The organism is Cupriavidus sp. (genome assembly GCF_057315035.1).
Genome location: NZ_DBHKYV010000036.1, coordinates 1 through 22,191, shown reverse-complemented (window position 1 = coordinate 22,191; position 22,191 = coordinate 1). Strand labels below are relative to the sequence as shown.

The following is a 22,191-nucleotide window of genomic DNA, read 5'->3' as shown; positions in this document are numbered from 1 at the left end:
CGGCATATACTGGCGCCGTACCAGATTCTTCAGGCTTTGCCGTGTCCGCCGATCACGAATTTCCAGCTTCCAATGACCCCAAGCCGTTGCCGCCCGACAGGCCTGGCGACAACGAGTGTTGCCAGAGCGGTTGCGATCCGTGCGTGTTCGATTTCTATAACGACGAGATGGATCGCTATCGCCAGGAACTGAAGGCCTGGGAAGCGCGCCAGGTCGGACGCGTCAAGGTCGATTCGTGAGTGAATCCGTGAGTCCGGCCGCCGAACTGCTCGATTTCGTCGAGCGTCATCCACGCCTGTTCGTGTTGACGGGCGCGGGCATCAGCACGGACTCCGGCATTCCCGGCTATCGCGACGAGCAGGGGCGCTGGCAACGCTCGGCACCGATGACGATCAGCGCGTTCATGAGCGGCCATGCCGCCCGGCAACGCTACTGGGCACGCAGCATGGTGGGCTGGCCGGTGGCGGCCGGGGCGTTGCCGAATATCAGCCATCGGGTAGTGGCGCAGTTGGGTGAGGCCGAACGCGTTGCGGCGCTGGTGACGCAGAACGTCGATGGCCTGCATCAGCGCGCGGGCAGCCGTGACGTGATTGAACTGCATGGCAGTATCGGGCACGTGATCTGCCTGTCCTGCGCCACGCGCTACCCGCGTGCGGACCTGCAACGCTGGCTATGGCAGCACAACCCGGATTTCCGCGACATCGCGGCGTTACCGGCCGCCGATGGCGATGCCCATCTGGAGTCGCCGCTGTTCGACAACTTTGCGGTGCCGGTATGCGAGCGTTGCGAAGGCGTGCTCAAGCCTGACGTGGTGTTCTTTGGCGAATCGGTGCCGCGCGATCGCGTGGACGCGGGACGCCTGGCATTGGATGTGTCGGACGCGTTGCTGGTGATTGGCTCGTCGCTGACCGTGTTTTCCGGCTATCGGTTCTGCCTGTGGGCCAGGGACAAGGGTTTGCCGATTGCCGCGCTCAACCTTGGCACCACGCGTGCCGACGGATTGCTGGCGCTCAAGGTTTCAGCACCGATCGGGCCCACGCTGGCCGCACTGGCGGGCCAGCTGGGAATCTCCGCCGCCTAGCGCTGCTTGACCTGCACGCGTATGCCGTCAGGCGCCACGGTAATGGCGCCCGGCTCCACGTCCTTGCCGTTGAAACGGAGTTCGTCGGGCTTGAACGTGTACAGCGGATAGTCCTTGAGCAACTGCTCGGCCACCACCGCGCCGATTGCATTGAGCTGTTGCGAATACTGGCTCATGCCCTGGACCTGTACATCCTGCACGGTAGGGTTGTCGAGCAGCACCGCGCGGCGCGTGGTGTCATACCGGATGCCGCTGTTGAGCGCCATCGTGCCGTTGATCGGGGGCGACGGGATGAGCGTGTTGGTCATGGCCGCATCCATCTGCGTGATCACGCGGTTGCTGCCTTCATCGAGCACCAGGCGTGGATGCGACAACTTCACGCTGACCAGTTCACCGTAGCGCAATGTCGTGGGGAAGCGCTGCTCCACCGCGCTTTGCAGTTCGGCCTTGCTGAACGTGTATTCACCGGTCCAGACGTTATAGCCGGCGTGGGCGATACCAATGGTCGAAATGGCTGAAACGGCGAATGCCGTCGCGGCCATCAGCCGGCGGGCGCTGTGTGCTGTCCAATGTGCTGTCAGGGGCATGGGCTAGGACCATGGTGTCGATAGCCGGTCTGACCCCCCGCGCCGGGCGATCGTTCCGATATGTGACTCAAACATACCATTTGCGGCGAAATCCGCACGTCAATAGTGCGGCGGAAGCTCGTGCTGCGGACTGGATTCGGCCGTGGCCGATGCGCTGGTGCGCACCTGCTGGTACAGCGCGCGAAACTGGGCCTGCAGCAGGTCGAGCTGTTGCTGCTGGCGTGCGACGGTCAGGTTCAGCGTCTCGATCAGGTCCTCCTGGAAGGCGACCTTGATTTCGAGATCGGTCAGGCGGGATTCCATGGGCGATTCTCCGGTTGGCCGCGCATTGTACGAGATGCACGCACGATGCTATGGGGCGGCCAACCGGAAGCCGATGGATCAGGCGGCCTGTTTGGATTCCACCAGCACCATCCAGGTAATGCCGAACTTGTCGGTCACCATGCCAAAGCGCTCGCTGAAAAACGTCTTGTCGGCCGGCATCACGACCTGGCCACCCTGGGCCAGCGCACTGATCGTCTTGTCGACTTCGGCACTGTCGGCGGCATTGATCGCCAGCGCAAAGCCTTTGAATTCGGTATTTCCCTTGCACTCGCCATCGGACCCCATGACGATCGTGTCACCGATCCGCAGGGCCATGTGCATGACCTTTTCGGCATTGCCCGCACCAGGGCCACAGCCCGGGCCGGCATCGGGCGGAGCATCCTTGAAGCGCATCAGGCCTTCCACCTTGGCACCTACGGCGGTCTTGTAGAACTCGGCCGCTTCCTCTGCACGGCCATCGAAAAACAGGTACGACTCGACTTTCGAAGACATCGACAACTCCTTGGATTGGGCCCGGAAGAGGCCGGGCGGTGTGCTGGCGCGGCGCTTGTGTACGCCGTCCACAAAAGCCTAGTCGACGGCCTGAACGATGTCCACATTTATTTTCGGCAGCCCCGCGTTTGGCGCTGACGCCGCGCCATGTCACAATTCACGGTTACGAGTTTCGGGCGCCGGACCGGCTCGCCGCATGATCCGATCATGCGGGGGCGCCCCAAGAGCCGACAAATTCACCTGGTTTTCTGGCGATGACTACCATCCTGCAGCACATTCCTTCCGGCCAGCGCGTCGGAATCGCCTTCTCGGGCGGACTCGACACCAGCGCCGCGCTCCTCTGGATGCGCCAGAAGGGCGCCATTCCCTACGCCTACACCGCGAACCTGGGCCAGCCGGACGAGCCGGACTACGACGAGATCCCGCGCCGTGCCCTGGCCTACGGTGCCGAAGCCGCCCGCCTGGTGGACTGCCGCGCCCAACTGGTGGCCGAAGGTATCGCCGCGCTGCAGTGCGGCGCGTTCCATATCTCCACGGCTGGCGTCACGTACTTCAACACCACGCCGATCGGCCGTGCCGTGACCGGTACGATGCTGGTCGCCGCGATGAAGGAAGACGGCGTCAACATCTGGGGCGACGGCAGCACGTTCAAGGGCAACGACATCGAGCGCTTCTACCGCTACGGCCTGCTGACCAACCCGGGTCTGCAGATCTACAAGCCGTGGCTGGACCAGCAGTTCATTGACGAGCTGGGTGGCCGTGCCGAGATGTCCGAGTTCATGCGCCAGAGCGGCCACGACTACAAGATGTCGGCTGAAAAGGCGTACTCGACCGATTCGAACATGCTCGGCGCCACGCATGAGGCGAAGGACCTGGAGCACCTGAACTCGGGTATCCGCATCGTCCAGCCGATCATGGGCGTGCAGTTCTGGCGCGACGAGGTGGAAGTGAAGCGCGAGGAAGTGACCGTGCGCTTCGAGGAAGGCCAGCCGGTGGCGCTGAACGGCAAGACCTTCGCCAATGCCGTGGACCTGTTCATGGAAGCCAATGTCATCGGCGGCCGTCATGGCCTGGGCATGAGCGACCAGATCGAGAACCGTATCATCGAAGCCAAGAGCCGTGGCATCTACGAAGCCCCGGGCCTGGCGCTGCTGTTCATCGCCTACGAGCGACTGATTTCCGGCATTCACAACGAAGACACGATCGAGCAGTACCGCGACAATGGTCGCCGCCTCGGCCGCCTGCTGTACCAGGGCCGCTGGTTCGACCCGCAGGCGATCATGCTGCGTGAAACCGCCCAACGCTGGGTGGCAGGCGCCGTGACCGGCGAAGTGACCATCGAACTGCGCCGCGGCAACGACTACTCGATCCTGAACACGAACTCGCCGAACCTGACGTACAAGCCCGAGCGCCTGACGATGGAAAAGGGCGAGTCGATGTTCACGCCGCTGGACCGTATCGGCCAGCTGACCATGCGCACGCTGGACATCATCGATACCCGCGAAAAGCTGCAGACTTACGCCAAGTCTGGCCTGCTGTCGACGCAAACCAGCGCCGCGCTGCCCAAGCTCGAAGACTGAGCGCAGGTTGTTTCGCTGAAAAACGGCACGAGCATTCGTGCCGTTTTTTTTTGCCCGCCTGCGTCGCCTGCAAGCTATGGCGCAACGCGGCACAATGCCGTTTGTCGTTCCTGCACCATTTATCTTTCGTCCATCGGGGACTTACGCCATGCCAGATTTCACCATGCAGTTCCGCCGCCTCGGCGCCAGCAACCTGAATGTGTCTGCCCTGTGCCTCGGCACGATGATGTTCGGGGACCAGACCGACGAGGCCGAAGCCGGACGTATCGTTGCCAGCGCCCGCGCGCACGGTGTCAACTTCATCGATACGGCCGATGTCTACACCAAGGGTGCTTCGGAAGAAATGGTGGGCCGCCTGCTGCAAGGTCAGCGGCATGAGTGGGTGCTGGCCACCAAGCTTGGCAATGCGATGGGCAAGGGTCCGAACCAGCAGAACTACTCGCGCACCTGGATCATGCACGAGGTGGAACAAAGCCTGCGTCGGCTGGCTACGGACTATGTCGACGTGCTCTACCTGCATCGCGACTTTGCCGGCGCGAATCTGGAAGAGCCCGTGCGTGCGATGGGCGACCTGATCCGTGCGGGCAAGATCCGCTATTGGGCCGTATCAAATTTTCGTGGCTGGCGTATCGCCGAGATCGCAGCGCTTTGCGACAAACTTGGCGTGCCGCGCCCGGTGGCCTGCCAGCCGTACTACAACCTGCTGAATCGCATGCCGGAAGTGGAAATCCTGCCGGCTTGCCAGCATTTCGGGCTGGGCGTGGTGCCCTACAGTCCCATCGCGCGCGGCGTACTGACCGGCAAGTACCTGCCGGGGCAGGCGCCTGACGCAGGTTCGCGCGCGGGGCGTGCCGACAAGCGCATGATGGAAACGGAATTCCGCGAAGAATCGCTGGTCATCGCGCAGACGCTCAAGGCGCACGCGGAAAGCCGTGGCCTGACGGCGGGCCAGTTTGCCACGGCCTGGGTACTCGCCAATCCGATCATCAGTTCGGTGATTGCCGGACCGCGCACGCTGGCACAGTTCGAGGACTATTTTGGTGCGGTCGGCGCAGCGATTTCGGCACAGGAAGAAGCCATGGTTGACGACCTCGTGCCGCGTGGTCATGCGTCCACGCATGGCTATAACGATCCGGGCTATCCGTTCGGTGGACGTCCGGTGGTGTGATGCACAAGCTGCCTGTTGCGTGCCACGCACGGGCAGCGTTTCAATACGTGCGACAGCCAACTTCCGTCGCACATTCCGCAGCCGATACGCGTAATATGAATGCATGCGGTGGCCATCGGATGATGGCTATCCGGCGTGGGCATTGAGCCGGCGACGCCCGCCGAAACGGCGGGCCCGGCGCAACCGGATGCAAATCGTGTCACGTCGTGGCTGGATTCTCACTGGGATGGCGGTCGCCGTATGCGGCGGCGCCTACATCGTTGTCAGCCTCGTTGCGAACGAGGCCCGCACATCCCAATGGCAGGCTCGATACATGAGTCGCCTGGGCAAGTCATTGACCTATGAAGTCGAGGCAGGCCCCAGCGACAGCATCCGCTATCCGCATTCCGGTCCTTACGATGAACGTCTCGGCTATGAGCGCCTGGGCGATTTCGGCGAGCGGCTACATAAACTCGGCTTTGTGACAACTTCGCAGTCGCGCATGTCGTTCGACATGGTGCGGCTGATGGACCAGGGCATCTTCCCGCCCTACCGCGAGAAGAACCAGGCGGGGCTGCTGATCCGCGACTGCAATGCGCTGACGATGTCATTCGATCGCTATCCGCAGCGTCAGTATGACAATTTCGAGGCCATCCCCAAGGTGCTGGTGTCATCGCTGCTGTATGTCGAGAACCAGACCCTGCTGAACCCCGAGTATCCGAACATGAATCCGGCCGTGGACTGGCGCCGGCTTTCGCGCGCGGTGCTTGACCAGGGCATCAGGATTGTCGACCGCCACCACGAGCGGCCGGGCGGTAGCACGCTGGCCACCCAGATCGAGAAGTATCGCCATTCGCCCGAGGGCAAGACGCAGTCGATTCCGGACAAGTTCCGGCAGATGACCTCGGCCTCGCTGCGTGCGTATCGCGACGGGCCCGATACGCAGCGTGCGCGTGAAAACATCGTGGTCGACTACCTGAACACGGTGCCGCTGTCGGCACGCGCCGTTCATGGCGAAGTGAACGGCATCGGCGATGCGCTGTTTGTCTGGTACGGCGAAGATTTCACCGAGGTCAACACGCTGCTGCGCGAGATGGATGTGCGCAAGCCCACGGCGCGCGAGGCACAGGCATACAAGCGGGCGCTGTCGTTGATCATCTCGCAGCGCCGTCCGTCCTACCACCTGCGTCGCGATGACACCAACCTGGACGCGCTGACGGGCAGCTACCTGCGCCTGCTGGCAGCCGCCAACGCCATTACGCCCGAGTTGCGCGACGCCGCGCTGACGCAATCGCTGGACAAGTCCGCGCCGCCGCCACGTCCGGTGCCCGAGCCGTGGGTCACACGCAAGGCGGTGAACCAGGTGCGCAACGACGTGCAGCACATGATCGGCATCGACAGCCGCTACGATCTGGACCGGCTCGACCTGACCGTCGACAGTACGATCAATCGCGAAGCGCAACGCAAGGCGACCGAGACACTACTGCGTATCGGCAACAAGACCGACGCGCACGACATGGGCCTATACGGCAAGAATCTGCTCAAGGAGAGCGACGATCCGTCGAAGCTGGTAGCCAGTTTCACGCTGTTCGAACGCGTGGGGAATGCCGCCGTGGTACGCGTGCAGGCCGACAACGTCGACCAGCCATTCGATATCAATGCCGGGGCCCGCCTCAATCTTGGGTCCACCGCCAAGCTGCGCACGCTGGTCACGTATCTGGAAGTCGTCAACGAACTGCATGACCGCTACGCCGGCATGAGTCAGGCAGAGCTGACTGCGTTGAAGGTGCCACGGCAGGATTTGCTGACGCGCTGGGCGGTGGACTACCTGATCAAGGCCAAGCCCGCCGACCGTGAGCGCGCCGCGATGCTGGACGCCGCGATGGAGCGGAAATATTCCGGCAACCCCGGCGAGGCGTTCTATACCGGCGGCGGCATGCAGAGCTTCACAAACTTTGAGAAATGGGAAGGCGAGCGGCAGATGACCGTGCGCGTGGGCTTCCAGCATTCGGTCAACCTGGTGTTCATCCGCATGATGCGCGACATCGTGCGCTACGAGGTATTCCAGGCGCACCCGGAGGCAGCATCGCTGATCGAGGACCGCTACGATCCGGGACGCCGGGCCTACCTGGAACGGTTTGCCGATGAGGAAGGCAGCGCGTTCATGCTGAATTTCTGGCAGCGCTATCGCGGCAAGAGCAATGATGAGCGGCTCAAGGTGCTACTGGGCCGTGTCAAGCAACCGACGCCGCATCTGGCGGCGGTGCGCCTGTCGGTGACCCTGCTCAGCGTGCGTCCGAATATCGACTACGACACCTTCGCCAGCACGCTGCGCCAATGGATGCCGAAGCAGAAGCTCGACGATGAAGACCTGCAGAAGCTGTTCGTGAAGTACGGCCACGACAAATTCAACCTCAACGATCGTGGCTACCTGTCGCGGATCCATCCGCTGGAACTGTGGATGGTCGAATATCTCGATACCCATCCCGATGCGCCGCTGAAGGAAATCCTCCACGCCAGCGGTCCTGACCGGCAAACCGTCTACGCCTGGCTGTTCAAGACGCGCAGCAAGCTGGGACAGGATGGCCGTATCCGCACGCTGCTGGAACGCGAGGCGTTCGAGAAGATTGCCAAACGGTGGCAACGGGTTGGCTATCCGTTCGATTCACTGACGCCTTCGTACGCCACGGCGATCGGGGCCTCTGGCGATCGGCCGTCGGCGCTGGCTGAGCTGGCCGGCATCATCCTGAACAATGGGGTCGACGCGCAGCCGGCCACGGTGCGGGCATTTGCGTTTGCAGCGGACACGCCGTACGCCACGACCTACGGCCTGCAGCCGCAGCCCGGCAAACCGCTGATTGCTCCCGAAATTTCCGTGCTGGTGCGCCAGTCGATGCTCGATGTGGTGCAGCGCGGCACGGCCAAGTCGATCAACGGCGCGTTCGTGCCGCTGAACCGCAAGGGCCAGGCGCAAGGTGCACCGCTACAGGTCGCCGGCAAGACCGGCACGGGCGACCAGGTGTTCCAGACCTATGGCGCGGGCGGACGCGTGATCGCGTCGCGTACTGTGAACCGCTCGGCCACGTTCGTGTTCCTGGTGGGAGATCGGTACTTCGGCACGGTCACGCTGCATGTACGCGAGCCGTACGCCGCGCGCTACTCGTTCACGAGCGCACTGGCCGTGCGCGTGCTGCGCACGCTGGCGCCGCAGATCACGGCCATGGCGGCGCCAGGCAGCGATGCGACGCTGCTTCGCTGCCAGCGCTAGTGTGTAATGCGTCGTGCGTAGTGCGGATTTGGAGGTGGCGTTTCAGGATTTACGCCGTACCAGATCATAGATGACCAGCAGGACGATGGCGCCAAGCACCGACGCAATCCAGCCAGCGGGTTGCCCGGGTTGGTAGAAGCCCATCGCCCGGCCGACATAGCCCGCCGCGAGCGCTCCCAGAACCCCCAGGATGATCGTCATGATCCAGCCCATCTTGTCGTCGCCGGGCTTGATCGCGCGAGCAATCAGTCCAACGATCAGGCCAACGAATACCGTACCGAGAAATGCCATCATGATGCGCTCCCTGGAGTCGGTTGGGACGTCGCCATCATGCCACGAGCCGGACCGTTGCGGGAGAAACCGGCGATGTGAAAATTTTCACATCGCCGTCCGGCCGTCGTTGCGTCAGGCCCTGCGCGAGCTGATCACGGCCTCGGCCACGTTGGCCGGCGCCTCGGTGTAGTGCTTGAACTCCATCGTGAACGTGGCACGGCCCTGCGTCAGCGAGCGCAGTGACGTGGAATAGCCGAACATCGTCGCCAGCGGAACCTCGGCACGCACGATCTTGCCGCCGCCGCCCAGGATGTCCTCCATGCCATGCACCATGCCGCGCCGCGATGACAGGTCGCCCATCACGTTGCCGGTAAATTCCTCGGGCGTCTCCACCTCCACCGACATCATGGGCTCCAGCAGTACCGGCTTGGCGCGTCGCATGCCCTCCTTGAAGGCCATCGAACCGGCCATGCGGAACGCATTCTCGTTCGAGTCCACGTCGTGGTACGAACCGAATACCAGCGTGGCCTTGACGTCGACGACCGGATAGCCGGCCAGCACGCCGGTTTCCAGCGTTTCGCGAATCCCCTTGTCCACCGCCGGAATGAATTCGCGCGGCACCACGCCACCCTTGATGGCATCGACGAACTCGTAGCCGCCGCCTTGCGGCAACGGCTCCACGTTCAGCACCACATGCCCATACTGGCCGCGGCCGCCCGATTGCTTGATGAACTTGCCTTCCACATCCTTGGCGGCAGTCTTGATGGTCTCGCGGTAGGCCACTTGCGGCTTGCCGACCGATGCTTCCACGCCAAACTCGCGCTTCATGCGATCCACCAGGATTTCCAGGTGCAGTTCACCCATGCCCGAGATGATGGTCTGGCCCGATTCCTCGTCGGTGGCCACGCGGAACGACGGATCTTCCTGGGCCAGGCGGTTCAGCGCGATGCCCATCTTTTCCTGGTCGGCCTTGGTCTTCGGCTCCACGGCCTGCGAGATCACCGGCTCGGGGAACGTCATGCGTTCCAGGATGATGACCTTGTCGGGATCGCATAGCGTATCGCCGGTGGTGGCCTCCTTGAGACCCACCGCCGCGGCGATATCGCCGGCGCGCACTTCCTTGATCTCGTTGCGGACGTTGGCGTGCATCTGCAGGATACGGCCCAGGCGCTCACGCTTGGACTTGACGGGGTTGTAGACCGTATCGCCCGAGTTGACCACGCCCGAATACACGCGGAAGAAAATCAGCTGGCCGACAAACGGGTCGGTCATGATCTTGAACGCCAGCGCGGAAAATGGCTCGTCGTCGCTCGGATGACGTTCGGCTTCCTTGTCGTCCTCGGTGTGGCCCAGGATGGCGGGTACGTCCACCGGCGACGGCAGGTAGTCGATCACGGCGTCCAGCATGGCCTGTACGCCCTTGTTCTTGAAAGCGCTGCCGCACAGCATCGGCACGATCTCGCCCGCCACGGTGCGTTTGCGCAGCGCGGCCTTGATCTCTTGCTCGGTCAGGGTCTCGCCGCCAAGATATTTTTCCAGCAGTTCCTCGCTGGCCTCGGCCGCGGCCTCGATCATCTTGTCATGCCATTCCTGCGCCAGCTCCTTGAGATTGGCGGGGATGTCGGTGTACTCGAAGCGTACGCCCTGGCTGTCATCGTCCCAGACGATCGCCTGCATCTTGACCAGGTCGACCACACCCTTGAAGTCGTCTTCGGCGCCGACCGGAATCTGGATCGGAATGGCATTGCCCTTGAGGCGTGAGTGAATCTGGTCGCGCACACGCAGGAAGTCCGCACCGACGCGGTCCATCTTGTTGACGAATGCGATGCGTGGCACGCGGTACTTGTTGGCCTGGCGCCAGACGGTTTCCGACTGCGGCTGCACGCCGCCCACGGCGTCATAGACCATGCAGGCGCCGTCGAGCACGCGCATCGAGCGTTCCACCTCGATCGTGAAGTCGACGTGGCCCGGCGTGTCGATGATGTTGATGCGATGCTCGGGATAGTTGTTGGCCATCCCTTTCCAGAACGCAGTAGTGGCGGCCGACGTAATGGTGATGCCGCGCTCCTGCTCCTGCTCCATCCAGTCCATGGTGGCCGCGCCGTCGTGCACTTCGCCCAGCTTGTGGTTCACGCCGGTGTAGAAGAGGATGCGCTCCGTCGTCGTGGTCTTGCCGGCGTCGATATGCGCGCTGATGCCAATGTTGCGATAGCGTTCGATGGGGGTCTTGCGGGGCACGGTGTTTCTCCTGGTTAGGGCACCACGGGCCGTTAGCGTAGCACTTCCACGCCGCGCCCGTATTCCCCCGCGCCGCATAAGGCATGGCGAGGCAATCAGGGCCAGCTTTCGCGGGCGTAGACGCCGGCGCTGGCGCGCACCAATGCAGCGCGCCCGGCCGCCTGTGTATCGGTATAGAACGGCGGGTTGGCCAGTGGCAAGCCATTGTCGCGGGCCGTATCCACCAGGATCTGCAGATAGTCGGTCATGTGCGATGCCGTGAAGCCGTTGGGGTCATGGAAGGCCACGATCACCGGCGTTACGCCATCTACCGGCTGCAGCCGCTGCGCAACCATGGCCTGGCCAACACGTTCGAGTTCATGGCGCATGTGCGGGCGTCGGCGCAGGCTGAAGTGCCAGCCGTAGAACTTGCCGTCGCGCGCGTTGGCGTCGGCCATCAGCATGCCCAGCCCGACCTGACGATAGATCGTTTCGGTTTCCGCGCTGAATGCCCAGTTTGGTGGCCGTACTATCTTGGCCACGCGGCCGCATTGCGCAACGATATCGGCTTCTCCGCGCCGCAGCGATGCGGCCAGGACGTCGGGCGCCAGCTTCGTATGCGATACGTGGCCTTCGACGACACCGCTGTGCACAGCCATCAGTTGGCCCTGCGCACAGGTATCGTGCATCTGCGCACGGCCTTCAGGACCGCCGCCACGCCGCGGGTGTTCGGTCTGGACAAAGAAGATTGCCTTGATTCCCGGCGCGATCGGATTGTCGGCAAGCTGGCGCAGGATCTCCGGCGTGCCACCATAGGGGCCGCTGTCCGGGCCGTCGTCGAACGTCAGCAGGAAGCGCACCGGTGCGAGGCGGGCAGCCGTGTTCGGAGTGAGCGGGGTGACCGGGGTCAGGGCGCAGCCGGACACGGCCAGGGCAACGCCGGCCATCGTCAGGGCGCGACGCAGGAAAGAAACGGATGTGATGTTCAAGACGCGAAATATTCCACAGCAATACGATTGCCCGGAAGTATGCCAGCCTGTGTCAGCGCGAGTCCGATCGCGCATTCAGCGTTCGACTCACTGCGGCGCGCCAGCGGGGTACCTAGAATGGTGGCAGCCACCGGCGCTCACTCCACCAACAAGAAGGCGGTATCCATGCTGCGGCCACGAACTTCAGTCTTGCTGTCTTTCCTGTGTTGCTGCGCCCCACTGTTGGCCAACGCGGCCGATGCGGGCGTCGCGTTTTCGGCGGGTAAGCCCGGCGGGCCATTGCCCGAGGGCTGGCAGAACAAGCCGGTTGTATCTGGCAAGACGCTGACCCACTACACGCTGGTGGCCGAGCAAGGCACCACGGTGCTGCAGGCCGATGCCAGCAGCGCGGCGTCGGGGCTGGTGCATGAAGGCGATGTCGACTTGTCGAAGACCCCGTTCGTGAACTGGCGCTGGAAAGTTGCCGCAGCCATCCCGAATGCGGACAACAGCGTGGGTGACCGCGAGGATGCACCGGCCAGGCTGGTGTTCTTCTTCGATGGCCGCAGTAATGGCCTGTCGCTAGGCGACCGCGCGGAGATGCTCGCCGCCAATGCCGTAGGCGAGAAATTGCCTTACGCCACACTGATGTACATCTGGACCAACAGCGCGCCGGTGGGAACGGTGATCGCCAATCCTCACACTAGCCGCGTACAGATGATCGTGGTGGGCAGCGAGGTGGGCAAATGGCAGAGTCTGCGCCGCAATGTCGCCAGCGATTTCGAGAAAGTGTTCCACGAGAAGCCGGGCAAGGTGGCGGGCTACGGAATCCTGACCGACAGCGACAATACCGGCGGCACCGCACGCGCCTGGTACGGCGATATCCGCTTCTCGGCGGAACAGTGAGCGAGTAAGCGGACTAGCGTCGCGTGCGCAACCGATGCGATCGCTTGTGGTGATCGCTGGTTGTTATTACGGATGTCCTGGGGGGACAGACTGCAGCACCGCTTCGCGGATCGCCGTCACGACCCGGTCGGTCAGCCCCTGGCCGTCGGGCAGCCCGGCCGCCTCGCGCACGCTGACGACCTTGGCCGGATCGTAGTGGCGTCCGCTGTGAATGGCCGCTTCAAAAGCATTGGCGCGTTCGTTGATTGCCACCGGATCGGCATCGACCAGCAGGATTGCGTGTGCCAGTACCAGATGGCGCTGCCCGTCCGGTGACTGGAATTCGGCGGGTGCGCGGCGCCAGTACTGGGCGGTACCGGCAATCTTGCGCGCGCGGTCGCCAGGACCCCAGGCCAGGTTGTAGCGGCCATCGCAAAATGATCCCTCCACGGCCTGCCAGTGGGTTTCCACGCCAACTTCGCGCAGCCCGGCCGCGATGACTTCGCACAGATGCAGATACACCGGTTCCATCCACGTGGCCGCCCCCTTGGGCACCGCATAGGCCAGGCTCACATTGAGAATGCCTGGACCCTGTGGAACCAGTCCGCCCCCCGACATGCGCAGCCAGACCGGGCATCCGCGCGCGGCGAAATCGGCGCGGGCCGCATCGAGGCCGGGCTGGCGCAAATAGCTGCGGGGAATCACCAGTGACAGCGGCGCTTCCCAAAGCTGTGCGACCGGCCCCACGCGCGCGGCATGATCGAGCAGCGCCAGTTCGCCTTGCAACGGATCGGCCTCGGCCGGATCAGGATCGACAAATGAAAACGTCGTGGAGTTCATTGAGGTCATGACGGTCATGGCGCCTCGACATTTATCTGGTTGCCGCGCGCGGCGGATAACGCATTTTCCACGCAGAACGCACCGTGCGCCAGTCCGGTGCTAAAAAGTTGCGGCGCGACGTTCCGGTTGGCAAGGGCCTGACCTCGACGGGTCAAACCAGCAAAAGAAAAAACCGCGCAAATTGCCGCGGTTTTTTCTTTTCATGCTGCAGGTTTCGAATCTCAGATGACTGGCAACGGTTGTAGATTGCGCATCGCATCGGCGGCGATTTCAAACGAGCGCAATCGGGCAGCGTGATCGTATATCTGTCCGGTGAGCATCAACTCGTCGGGACGCAGATCATCGACAAAGCGCTGGATGCCGTCGCGCACGGCAGCGGGGTCGCCAACTACCGAGCATGCCAGCGAGCGGCGGATATGATCGGCTTCGCTGGCGTCCCACAAGCGCGCAATATCGTCGACCGGTGGCTTCAGTTGGCCGGGCGTGCCACGCACCAGCGCCAGGAACTGCTGCTGCAGCGAACTGAATAGCCGGCGTGCTTCGTCGCCGGTCTCGGCACCGAATACATTCAGGCCCAGCATGACGTGCGGCCGGTCGAGCTGTTCGGACGGGCGGAACGTGCGGCGATACAGATCCACGGCCTGGCGCATGAAGCCGGGTGCGAAATGCGAGGCGAAGGCAAACGGCAAGCCCATGGCCGCCGCAAGCTGCGCGCTGAACAGGCTCGAGCCAAGCAGCCATAGCGGCACCTTGAGCCCCGCGCCCGGCACGGCGCGCACGCGCTGGCCCGGGCGGACATCATCGAAGTACGCCTGCAGCTCCTCAACATCTTGCGGGAAGGTGTCGGCAGTGTCGTGGTTGAGGTGTCGGCGCAGCGCACGTGCCGTGGCCTGATCGGAGCCCGGTGCGCGGCCCAGGCCCAGGTCGATACGGCCCGGATACAGCGACGCCAGCGTGCCGAACTGCTCGGCCACCATCAGCGGCGAATGGTTGGGCAGCATGATGCCGCCCGAGCCGACGCGGATGGTCGACGTGCCTTGCGCAACATAACCAATCAGTACGGCGGTGGCGGCGCTGGCAATGCCGGGCATGTTGTGGTGCTCGGCCAGCCAGAAACGACGAAAGCCAAGCCGCTCCGCGTGGCGTGCCAGGTCCAGCGTGTTATGCATGGCCTGCGCTACATCGCTGCCTTCGGCAACAGGGGAAAGGTCCAGCAGGGAAAAGGGGATCATTGCATGCAACGCGGCGGATAGACCGCGCGTGTTCGATTCTTGGACGGGCTATGGTAGTCACACCGGCCGGATCTTGCTGGCGGTGGCCAAGAGGCCATGCTGGCCGTGGGGCCACATGGCCTCGGCTTCATGGGTCTAGCCGAACAGCCGTGCGGCGACCGGCCCGGTGGCGATCCGGCGGCCGATGGCCAGGCCGAGCGCGCGATAGCTTTCCCACTGCGCTTCGTCGAAGCACTGGTCGGCGGTGCCTTCCTGCGGGAACGCTGGATGGAGCCCGCCATACTGGCGCACGTCGGCCGGCACCGATGCCGTCAGGCGTGGCTTGAGCAAAACAATCCGCATCACCGGCGCGCTGTCGCGCGCCCCGGTCTGGCCTGCCGCATGGACATTGAGCAGTAGCGCCACCTTTTGCTGCGCATCGGCGGAGGCCGGATCCGCAAAGTCTTCGGGCGTGCCAAACACGCTGCCGAGCACCGGGTCCCGTGCGCAGGCACTGTCGACTACGATCTCCAGGCCAAAATCGATGCGGGCGAGCCGGATCAGGTTGGCCAGGTCGCCAAAGCGGAAGTCGGCATCGCAGCCGCAATCGCACAACACGACCAGGCTGATGCGCCGTTCGGGCCGTAGCAGTTCATAGACGCCGGTATTCTCGAAATGGCCGCCGTCGGAAAGATATTGCCAGCGGCGCCGCGTGCCGTGGAAACACGCAGTCAGTTCGCAGGCAAGGTAATACTGGGTACGGAATAGCCGGCCAAGCAATCCGGGCGTTGCATCGGTCTGCTGAAGCATGGCCGACGATGCGGGGCCGCAGGAAGTGCCATGCGCCATGTGGGACGGCCACCAGATGCCAAGCCTCAGATTTGCCAGCCCCAGCAACAGCGAGGTGCCCAGCGTCGATGCACGACCCAGGCCGGTGGAGACGGCGGCGCCCGAGATGGCGATCCAGTCGCCAACGGTGCGCGCCTGCGCCATTTCCGTGGCGCGTCCCGCGCGGCCGGTCAGTTGCTGCGAGTGGGCACAGCACAGTTTGCCGTCGACCGTGAAACGTGCATAGGAATCGGCGGTCAGTTGCTGGGCGCCGCCCGGTTGCACCAGCGCCGTACCGGGGCCAACGCAAAGCGGCTTGCCTTTGCGGTCGCGTTGCACCAGTTGCTCGGCCGGGTCCACGGTCTGGTTCAACGTGATGTTGATCAGGTGAAGCGGGGCCAGCACCCGTGGGTCATAGTATTCGTTGAGGTTCAGGGCGTCGTCGGATGCCGGCTCGGCCACGCTGAAGCGCCGGCGGTCTTGCGGGTCGGCCGCCGGTGTGTGGAAGCGCTGGCCATTCGAGGCACCAAGATAGGCGCGCGTAAGCCGTGATGCGTAGAACGATTGCAGCGTCGACAGGTTGAGAAAGCCGGCAAAGCGTCCGACCAGCACAGCCATGCACAGCGCAAGCAGGAACAGGGCAGCCAGCGCCGGGGTCGTCCACGCCTTGCCGAACACCAGCCAGTCGACCGGTTCCCGGCCATCCCATCGCACCCACAGCACGACCCACGACCATAGTACGAATGGCAATAGCGCCAGCAGCGCAGCCACGAGCCCGGCCAGCAACGACACCGGTAGCCGCGCCAGTATTGCGCGCCATGGCGAATCAGTGGCGCCCCTCTTGCCGTTGTCGAGCAATGTGGCGCCATAGCGAATCAGCCAGACCAACAGGCCCAGCGCCAGGGCGGCTCCGATGGCCCCCCAAGGCCGAGCGGCCATGAAGCTGTAGAGATAGAGGGTGCGGGCCACCGTATCGGCCGCGCCAAGTGCGGCCAGCGCGGCCGTGACCGTCATTGCCCCGCGCAGCGCTCGGGTGGCCCTGACACGATAGGTGGTCACCGTGCGTGGAGCGGGCCCCAGCAGCATGAAACACGTACCCACGGCTAGCCATACCAGGCTGCCAATTGCCAGGCATGCCCCGGCCAGACGCAGACCCGGCTCGAGCTTCTGGAACCACCAGGCCGCAAGCAGGAACAGCGCCCCAATCATGAGTGCCAGCAGCGTGGCCTGGTTCAGCGCGGCAACCGGCTGGCGCGGATCGTCGGACCTTGGGTAGACCATCCAGTAGGCAACGCCGGGCGGTACGGCCAATAGCAAGGCCGAGATGACCGGCAGCCAGAGATACTCGCTCCACCAGATGGCCAGCGTGCCTTCGTTGAAAGCCTGCCGGGCATCGTGCAGCAAGTCCATTTCACTGCGGCCCAGACTGGGCCATGCGCCCGTGGCCAGATGCAGTGCCAGCGCCAGCGCAGCCAGTATTACCAGCAGGGCGCTGCCGACCACGTATTGCATCGCTAGCCAGTTACGCACGATGACGGCGGCCGCGTAAAGGTTGTCGCCGGCACCGGTTGGTGTCAGGTAGCGGCCGTTCTCGCGTAGCCAGGCCATGGCGGCACGCCCTGGCGCATTGGCATACGACTCCCCGGTGCGAATGCGGCCCGGTGGCTCGTGCTGCAGCGTACGGTACGCTTGCTCGGCAGCCTGGAGCGGATTGGTTCCGCGTTGCAGGCGGCCAGGTACGAACAGGCTGGCGAAGAAAGCGCCGATGTATCCGCCGCCGCTGACCGTGGACAGATAGTCGAAACGCGCCAGTATCGAGCGGATGCCGGGGTTATCGGTGGAAGCCGCCTGCGGGGCAGGGGCCGCTGGCAACGGCTGCGGCGCCTCGGCCAGCGCCTGCATCACGCCCAGGCAGAAGGTGGCGCTGCGAATACCGCCACCCGAAAGTGCCAGGGCCAGGTTGGAATCCGGGTCCTGACGATCCGGCATGCCCAGTGCGCGCCTGCGGTGCGCTACGCGCGCGGCTTCATCGGCCCAGCCATGGTCTTCTCCCGACATGCCGCACCCCCTGCACTGACGGTCTGCGCCAAGTATAGGAAGGGGCCGGCAAACAGAAAGTGCGGGGCACGCGGTTGCGGCGTGCTAGTGGGCGGCCGCCTGCTTTGGCGAATCGGGCGCAGTGTTTTCGACCAGAACGCCCTGCAGCCGCTTCCATTCATCAAAGCCGCCGGCCAGCGCCCATGTATTCGCGTAGCCAGCGGTCCGCAGGCGTTCAGCCAGCACGGCTGCGGACATTTCATGAGGGCAGGCGCAATACACGACGATGTCGGATGCGGCGTCCTGTTCAGCCAGCGCATCGAATGGGGCGTGCAGTTCCATGACAAGCGCGCCGGGAATGCGTTCGATGGGCGTGTCGCCGTGGGCGCGTACATCGACAACCACAACCGGCCTGTCTCCGGCGTTGCGCCGCTGCTCCAGTTCCATGACGGTCATGCGTGGAATGAGGCCAGTGCGGCGCAGCAGACGCCAGCGCAGCCAGAAGCGCCAGGCAATGAACAGTACGAACGCCGCGGCCACAATCATCACCGCGATATGCCCGTAGGCGCTGAAGGCGGCAAGAATGGTGTCGACGAAGTCGCTGAACACCACGCCCGCCAATAATGCACCGCCGGCCCACACCAGCGCGCCAAGCGCGTCGTAGAAAATGAAAGTGAGGAAAGGTGTTGCGGTCATGCCTGCCATCGCAGTCGATAGCGCACCGGCCCCCGGCAACAGTTTCGCAAAGATCAGCGACCGCGGCCCGACGCGCAGGTACAGCGACTGGGTCTGGCGTATGCAGGTGTCTGGCGATAGCGAAACGCGGCAGATCGTACGCAGCATGGGCTGGCCCAGCCGCTTGCCGGCAAAATACCAGGCGCTGTCGGCAATCAGGCAGGCGGAGATGACTGCGAACAGTACCGCGCCAATCGATGGCCCGCTTTCCTGCATCGACAGCGCACCGGCGACGAACAACATCGGATAGGCCGGTACCGGAAGTCCCGCCTGTTCGGCCAGCACACTCAAGAACACCAGCATCAGCCCGTGGCCATCGAGCAAGGCCTGCAAATCACCCACGACATGTCTCCTGCCAAATTGATCATGGCCGGCGGCGGATGAGACCTGGGGGCGCTGCCGGAACCGTTTCACAGTGTGCCAGCGCGCCGGACGACTTGCACGCGGCCGATGCGCAGATGTTCAAATGTGTTGAATATGACTCGGCGCAGACCTGCTTGCGGCAACGTTTCCGGCAGCCGGACTCAGTGCCGCCAGTGTGGCATTGAATTCTTCAAGGATTGCGGTGTAGCGAGGCAACAGTGTGTTGACTACTGCGGCATTGCCATGGCCCGCCGCTGACTCCATGGACTTGCCGGCCGCGACCAGCGTGGCGCAGCGCGCCAATGCCGCGCTGCCCTTGATCCGGTGCACGCTGCGATGCACGGCCTGCCAGTCGCGGCGGGACACAGCCCGCCGCAGATTGGCCAGGTCGGACGTATTGCCTTCGAGCAGATGTGTCACCAGCATGGCGTGCACGGTGGTGTCGTGTCTCGCGGCGTGTGCCAGGGCGGCGCCGATTGCGCGGCGTTCCTCGGCAGGCAGTCTGGGAGGCGCGCGGGCGGGCGTCATGGTATCAACCGGCAGCGACGGGCGAAATCGATCAGGTCCACCAGGGATTCGGCGCTGAGCTTGTCCATGATCCGCGTCTTGTAGCTACTCACGGTCTTGTTGCTGATGAACAGTGCCTTGCCAATGGACTTGTTGGTCATGCCGCGCGCCAGCATGCGGAGGATTTCCATTTCCTTGTCCGTCAGCTTGCGCAGCCCTTCGTTGTCGTCGACAACCTGGCTGTCACGCGGCGCATCGCGCGGACTGTTACTGGGGAACACCGTGAAGCCACCGAGCACGCTTTCCACGCACCGCACGATGGCATCCAGCTCCTGGGTCTTGCTGACAAAACCATGCGCCCCGGCCTGGAAGGCGCGCGCGGCGAAGGGTACGGGATCCTGGGCGGTCAGGACCAGTACCCGGACGGGCGGATGCAAGGCGCGCATGCGCGGCACGGCATCGAGCCCGCTCATGCGCGGAATGTCGAGGTCCAGGATGACCAGGTCGGGTTTGAACTGGCGCACGGCGTCGATGGCCGCCTGTCCGTTGTCGGCCTCATGAATGCGCTTTACGCCCAGCAATTGGGAAAGCTGCGCGCGCAGCGCGAGCCGCAACGCGGGATGGTCGTCGACGATCAGGATGGTTGTCATGTCCTGCTCCCATTGCCACCATGTGGCCCGGGCGTTTCACATGACGGGGCAGTATAGGGACGTGGCAAGCCGCCGGAAATGCGACGCTTCCGCAATTCTTGTGGGAAATTTCCGCAGTTCAGTGTTTCTTGCGCCAGATCGAAGCGATCTGGCCGCTGCTGCCCTTCAACGCCTTGCGGTCGCCCAAAAAAATTGCGACCCACCGTGCGCTACGGGGGTCGCCAATCGGGAATGCGAGGAGGTCAGATTCCTCAAGAGAGGTTATCGACGCTTCTCAGGGGCATTGATCCCTACTGTAGTGGGGCATGCGGCACAAATTCCATGGAACTCCGGTTTTCGGCCTACGCGATGAGCCGGTCCGGTTGGCTGGCTGGCGCCATGGCCGCGCGGATACGCCGCGTACCGGCCTCCATCTCGGCGTGGGCCGCATCGAGCCAGGCCAGGCGGTGACGCACGGGATCATTGGGCGACAGGTCGCGTTCGCGGACCTCGCGCAGGAAGTAACGGACCATGCTGCCTGCGCGGGCCGGGACCGGCATCATGCCAATCAGCTGGTGGCGGCTCAGTAGCCCGAGGTGGACGGCATGCAGCAGACCTGCCCAGGCAGTGCGCCCAAGACCCACGTAGACGGCGTCGGCCCGGCACTGGCGCAAGGCCGCCAAAAACAGTTCTTCGAAAACCATGCGGAGCATCGGAACCCCAAGCAGTTCCTCCAACGGGCCATCGAACGCCAGGCCGCGCCGAGTGGTGGCGTGCGGCAGCAGCGTCAGTGGTTGCACCAAGGGGAAGCCTTCATTCCACAGGGCCGCGGCGTGGGGCTGTTCGATGAGTTCCGGCACGCGGAAATGGTCGAGCATACGTATCAGGTTAGGCCTGACCATGCCGCCCCCGAGTTCCACGCGTCGCTTGTGCTCGCGCTGGATGACCCTGCCCGGCGAATGTGCGCGCAACAGTTCGTCGGTGAGCGCTGCAGCCAGCCGTACGTGCGTATGGCCAGGCGTGGTGCTTACCAGCATCAACCGCGCGCCTTCGTTGCGGTGTTCATAGGGGACGTATGTCATGACGTAGGTCCCGTCCTGGTCAACCACTACCGGCTTTTCCGCGATACCGCGTATGCCGCCACGGCGGATACGCGCGCAATACTCTTCGATGTAATTCGCCAAGATGTCCCCGCTCCCGATGAATCCCTGCCTGGTGCTGCCAATGTTTTCTTTTAGGTTCATCTTAAGCCGCGACTAATGTGCGACAAAGCGGGTGAGTGCTGTTTGCGGCCTGTGGCGTCATGTAGTTCGTGGGCCAGCGAACAAAGACTGGTGCGTGCCGTTGTGGGTCAACGTATTGAAGCTTGCGGAGCTAGAAGGGGAGGTAGCCAGGATGACCGGCCAGCAGGAATGGCAAGCAAAAAAAGGCCGGACACGAACGTGTCCGGAAACCCATTTGCTGACTCAGGTCGTGTCAAAAACCCGAGAACTCAAATGATAACTATTATCATTTGAGCCGTCAATATCTATGCGATATTGTTTAGTCGATCAGCGAGGTGTCGATCGAGATCTGGGCGGACAGTGACTTGTGTACCGGGCACTTGTTGGCCACGCGGAGCAGGTCCTCACGAACATTTGTCGCCAACTCACCGCGCAACGCGATGGTGCGTACCATCTTGTAGGCGCCAGGCGTTTCTTCATGGGCGACGCTGACATGTACTTCCTGAAGATCGTAGCCCTTGCGCTTCGCATAGATTTGCAGCGTCAGGGTCGTGCAGGCCGCAAGCGCCGAGTCGAGCAAATCGTGGGGGTTGGGAATCGTCGGGTCGCCCATGGGTGCATCGAGGTCACTTTGCCATCTGGCCGTACCGTTACCTAGATCGCAGACGCTGGAGCCTGAACTGGCCAGCCACTTTGCTTCGATTGTCATGGGTTCGTTCCTGTTCACGGAAGGCCTGCAACTGGCCTGGAAGTCCTGATTCTATACATCGACAAGAAAATCGATTCCCAAAAGTATCCCATGGGACCCTTTCAGACTTTTTTAAAGTCTTTGTGACAAAAGTCTTGTCAGCAGGGAAAAGCTCATCTAAGATTCGCCCCCTCGCAACACAAAGCGCTCTGCAAACGCAGTCGCGACAAGGGTTGGGAGGCAGCAGTGGGCGGGGTTGGAGAGGTTTTTCAGCGCTGACCGGCAGAGAAAAAAATCTTCTGCAAACT

Annotated in this window: 20 protein-coding genes; 6 read left to right on the top strand and 14 right to left on the bottom strand. The window is 63.4% G+C overall.

The features are described 5' to 3' along the window. Positions 1–41 precede the first annotated feature (41 nt). Together ACO550_RS30495 and ACO550_RS30490 are read left to right on the top strand one after the other, a co-directional pair. The gene (locus ACO550_RS30495) at positions 42–239 is read left to right on the top strand and encodes an oxidoreductase-like domain-containing protein (RefSeq protein WP_315596287.1); all 198 of its coding nucleotides are present in this window, start codon (positions 42–44) and stop codon (positions 237–239) included. Further along, positions 236–1,081 (top strand): NAD-dependent protein deacetylase, encoded by an 846-nt coding sequence (locus tag ACO550_RS30490; RefSeq protein WP_315596288.1) that lies wholly within the window; start codon positions 236–238, stop codon positions 1,079–1,081. The genes ACO550_RS30495 and ACO550_RS30490 overlap by 4 nt, the downstream gene beginning before the upstream one ends. Here ACO550_RS30490 and ACO550_RS30485 read toward each other — a convergent pair. The 3 genes from ACO550_RS30485 to ACO550_RS30475 form a co-directional block, all read right to left on the bottom strand. Beyond that, positions 1,078–1,623 (bottom strand): DUF1439 domain-containing protein, encoded by a 546-nt coding sequence (locus ACO550_RS30485; RefSeq protein ID WP_315596297.1) that lies wholly within the window; start codon positions 1,621–1,623, stop codon positions 1,078–1,080. The genes ACO550_RS30490 and ACO550_RS30485 overlap by 4 nt on opposite strands. 144 nt (positions 1,624–1,767) lie before the next feature. Continuing rightward, on the bottom strand, positions 1,768–1,971 hold the full coding sequence (locus tag ACO550_RS30480; RefSeq protein WP_315596289.1) for a SlyX family protein: 204 nt from the start codon (positions 1,969–1,971) through the stop codon (positions 1,768–1,770). Positions 1,972–2,049: 78 nt separating this feature from the next. Continuing rightward, positions 2,050–2,484: a VOC family protein gene (locus ACO550_RS30475; protein WP_315596290.1), complete on the bottom strand. Its 435-nt coding sequence runs from the start codon at positions 2,482–2,484 to the stop codon at positions 2,050–2,052. Between the two features lie 254 nt (positions 2,485–2,738). Here ACO550_RS30475 and argG point away from each other — a divergent pair, with 254 nt between their 5' ends. From argG to ACO550_RS30460, 3 genes are all read left to right on the top strand, one after another. Then, the gene (gene argG, locus ACO550_RS30470) at positions 2,739–4,064 is read left to right on the top strand and encodes an argininosuccinate synthase (RefSeq protein ID WP_315596291.1); all 1,326 of its coding nucleotides are present in this window, start codon (positions 2,739–2,741) and stop codon (positions 4,062–4,064) included. A 148-nt stretch (positions 4,065–4,212) separates the two neighbouring features. Continuing rightward, positions 4,213–5,232: an aldo/keto reductase gene (locus tag ACO550_RS30465; protein WP_315596292.1), complete on the top strand. Its 1,020-nt coding sequence runs from the start codon at positions 4,213–4,215 to the stop codon at positions 5,230–5,232. A 226-nt stretch (positions 5,233–5,458) separates the two neighbouring features. Continuing rightward, entirely contained in the window at positions 5,459–8,479 is a 3,021-nt protein-coding gene (locus ACO550_RS30460) for a transglycosylase domain-containing protein (protein WP_485995064.1), read from the top strand. A gap of 42 nt (positions 8,480–8,521) precedes the next feature. On the opposite strand, the gene ACO550_RS30455 is transcribed toward ACO550_RS30460, so the two are convergent. The 3 genes from ACO550_RS30455 to ACO550_RS30445 form a co-directional block, all read right to left on the bottom strand. Beyond that, a complete protein-coding gene (locus ACO550_RS30455; RefSeq protein ID WP_315598682.1) occupies positions 8,522–8,773 on the bottom strand; it encodes a GlsB/YeaQ/YmgE family stress response membrane protein in 252 nt (83 codons plus the stop codon). 111 nt (positions 8,774–8,884) lie between these two features. Next, a complete protein-coding gene (gene fusA, locus ACO550_RS30450) occupies positions 8,885–10,990 on the bottom strand; it encodes an elongation factor G (RefSeq protein ID WP_315598683.1) in 2,106 nt (701 codons plus the stop codon). Positions 10,991–11,085: 95 nt separating this feature from the next. Then, on the bottom strand, positions 11,086–11,958 hold the full coding sequence (locus ACO550_RS30445; RefSeq protein ID WP_315598684.1) for a polysaccharide deacetylase family protein: 873 nt from the start codon (positions 11,956–11,958) through the stop codon (positions 11,086–11,088). A gap of 117 nt (positions 11,959–12,075) precedes the next feature. Between ACO550_RS30445 and ACO550_RS30440 the strand changes: the two genes are divergently transcribed. Then, positions 12,076–12,843 (top strand): DUF3047 domain-containing protein, encoded by a 768-nt coding sequence (locus ACO550_RS30440; protein ID WP_315598685.1) that lies wholly within the window; start codon positions 12,076–12,078, stop codon positions 12,841–12,843. A 66-nt stretch (positions 12,844–12,909) separates the two neighbouring features. Here ACO550_RS30440 and ACO550_RS30435 read toward each other — a convergent pair whose 3' ends face one another. From ACO550_RS30435 to ACO550_RS30400, 8 genes are all read right to left on the bottom strand, one after another. Next, on the bottom strand, positions 12,910–13,680 hold the full coding sequence (locus tag ACO550_RS30435; protein ID WP_485995063.1) for a lipoyl protein ligase domain-containing protein: 771 nt from the start codon (positions 13,678–13,680) through the stop codon (positions 12,910–12,912). A gap of 203 nt (positions 13,681–13,883) precedes the next feature. Next, a complete protein-coding gene (locus tag ACO550_RS30430; protein ID WP_315598686.1) occupies positions 13,884–14,894 on the bottom strand; it encodes an MsnO8 family LLM class oxidoreductase in 1,011 nt (336 codons plus the stop codon). Between the two features lie 135 nt (positions 14,895–15,029). Next, a complete protein-coding gene (locus tag ACO550_RS30425; RefSeq protein WP_315598687.1) occupies positions 15,030–17,759 on the bottom strand; it encodes a hypothetical protein in 2,730 nt (909 codons plus the stop codon). Between the two features lie 84 nt (positions 17,760–17,843). Beyond that, positions 17,844–18,815: a VTT domain-containing protein gene (locus tag ACO550_RS30420; protein ID WP_315598688.1), complete on the bottom strand. Its 972-nt coding sequence runs from the start codon at positions 18,813–18,815 to the stop codon at positions 17,844–17,846. Positions 18,816–18,935: 120 nt separating this feature from the next. Then, positions 18,936–19,364: an Hpt domain-containing protein gene (locus ACO550_RS30415; RefSeq protein ID WP_315598689.1), complete on the bottom strand. Its 429-nt coding sequence runs from the start codon at positions 19,362–19,364 to the stop codon at positions 18,936–18,938. Beyond that, positions 19,361–19,993: a response regulator gene (locus tag ACO550_RS30410; RefSeq protein ID WP_315598690.1), complete on the bottom strand. Its 633-nt coding sequence runs from the start codon at positions 19,991–19,993 to the stop codon at positions 19,361–19,363. The genes ACO550_RS30415 and ACO550_RS30410 overlap by 4 nt, the downstream gene beginning before the upstream one ends. Positions 19,994–20,334: 341 nt before the next feature. Then, positions 20,335–21,156, bottom strand: a complete 822-nt coding sequence (locus ACO550_RS30405; RefSeq protein ID WP_315598691.1) for a hypothetical protein — start codon at positions 21,154–21,156, stop codon at positions 20,335–20,337. A gap of 358 nt (positions 21,157–21,514) precedes the next feature. After that, positions 21,515–21,904: an OsmC family protein gene (locus tag ACO550_RS30400; RefSeq protein WP_315598692.1), complete on the bottom strand. Its 390-nt coding sequence runs from the start codon at positions 21,902–21,904 to the stop codon at positions 21,515–21,517. Between the last annotated feature and the right edge of the window lie 287 nt (positions 21,905–22,191).

Excerpts from the sequence above, each read along its gene's own strand:
- ACO550_RS30485 (WP_315596297.1), bottom strand. The coding sequence starts at position 1,623 with ATGGCCGCGACGGCATTCGCCGTTTCAGCCATTTCGACCATTGGTATC.
- ACO550_RS30480 (WP_315596289.1), bottom strand. The coding sequence starts at position 1,971 with ATGGAATCCCGCCTGACCGATCTCGAAATCAAGGTCGCCTTCCAGGAG.
- ACO550_RS30475 (WP_315596290.1), bottom strand. The coding sequence starts at position 2,484 with ATGTCTTCGAAAGTCGAGTCGTACCTGTTTTTCGATGGCCGTGCAGAG.
- argG (WP_315596291.1), top strand. The coding sequence starts at position 2,739 with ATGACTACCATCCTGCAGCACATTCCTTCCGGCCAGCGCGTCGGAATC.
- ACO550_RS30465 (WP_315596292.1), top strand. The coding sequence starts at position 4,213 with ATGCCAGATTTCACCATGCAGTTCCGCCGCCTCGGCGCCAGCAACCTG.
- ACO550_RS30460 (WP_485995064.1), top strand. The coding sequence starts at position 5,459 with ATGGCGGTCGCCGTATGCGGCGGCGCCTACATCGTTGTCAGCCTCGTT.
- ACO550_RS30455 (WP_315598682.1), bottom strand. The coding sequence starts at position 8,773 with ATGATGGCATTTCTCGGTACGGTATTCGTTGGCCTGATCGTTGGACTG.
- ACO550_RS30440 (WP_315598685.1), top strand. The coding sequence starts at position 12,076 with ATGGTGGCAGCCACCGGCGCTCACTCCACCAACAAGAAGGCGGTATCC.
- ACO550_RS30435 (WP_485995063.1), bottom strand. The coding sequence starts at position 13,680 with ATGACCGTCATGACCTCAATGAACTCCACGACGTTTTCATTTGTCGAT.
- ACO550_RS30430 (WP_315598686.1), bottom strand. The coding sequence starts at position 14,894 with ATGATCCCCTTTTCCCTGCTGGACCTTTCCCCTGTTGCCGAAGGCAGC.
- ACO550_RS30425 (WP_315598687.1), bottom strand. The coding sequence starts at position 17,759 with ATGTCGGGAGAAGACCATGGCTGGGCCGATGAAGCCGCGCGCGTAGCG.
- ACO550_RS30415 (WP_315598689.1), bottom strand. The coding sequence starts at position 19,364 with ATGACGCCCGCCCGCGCGCCTCCCAGACTGCCTGCCGAGGAACGCCGC.
- ACO550_RS30410 (WP_315598690.1), bottom strand. The coding sequence starts at position 19,993 with ATGACAACCATCCTGATCGTCGACGACCATCCCGCGTTGCGGCTCGCG.
- ACO550_RS30400 (WP_315598692.1), bottom strand. The coding sequence starts at position 21,904 with ATGACAATCGAAGCAAAGTGGCTGGCCAGTTCAGGCTCCAGCGTCTGC.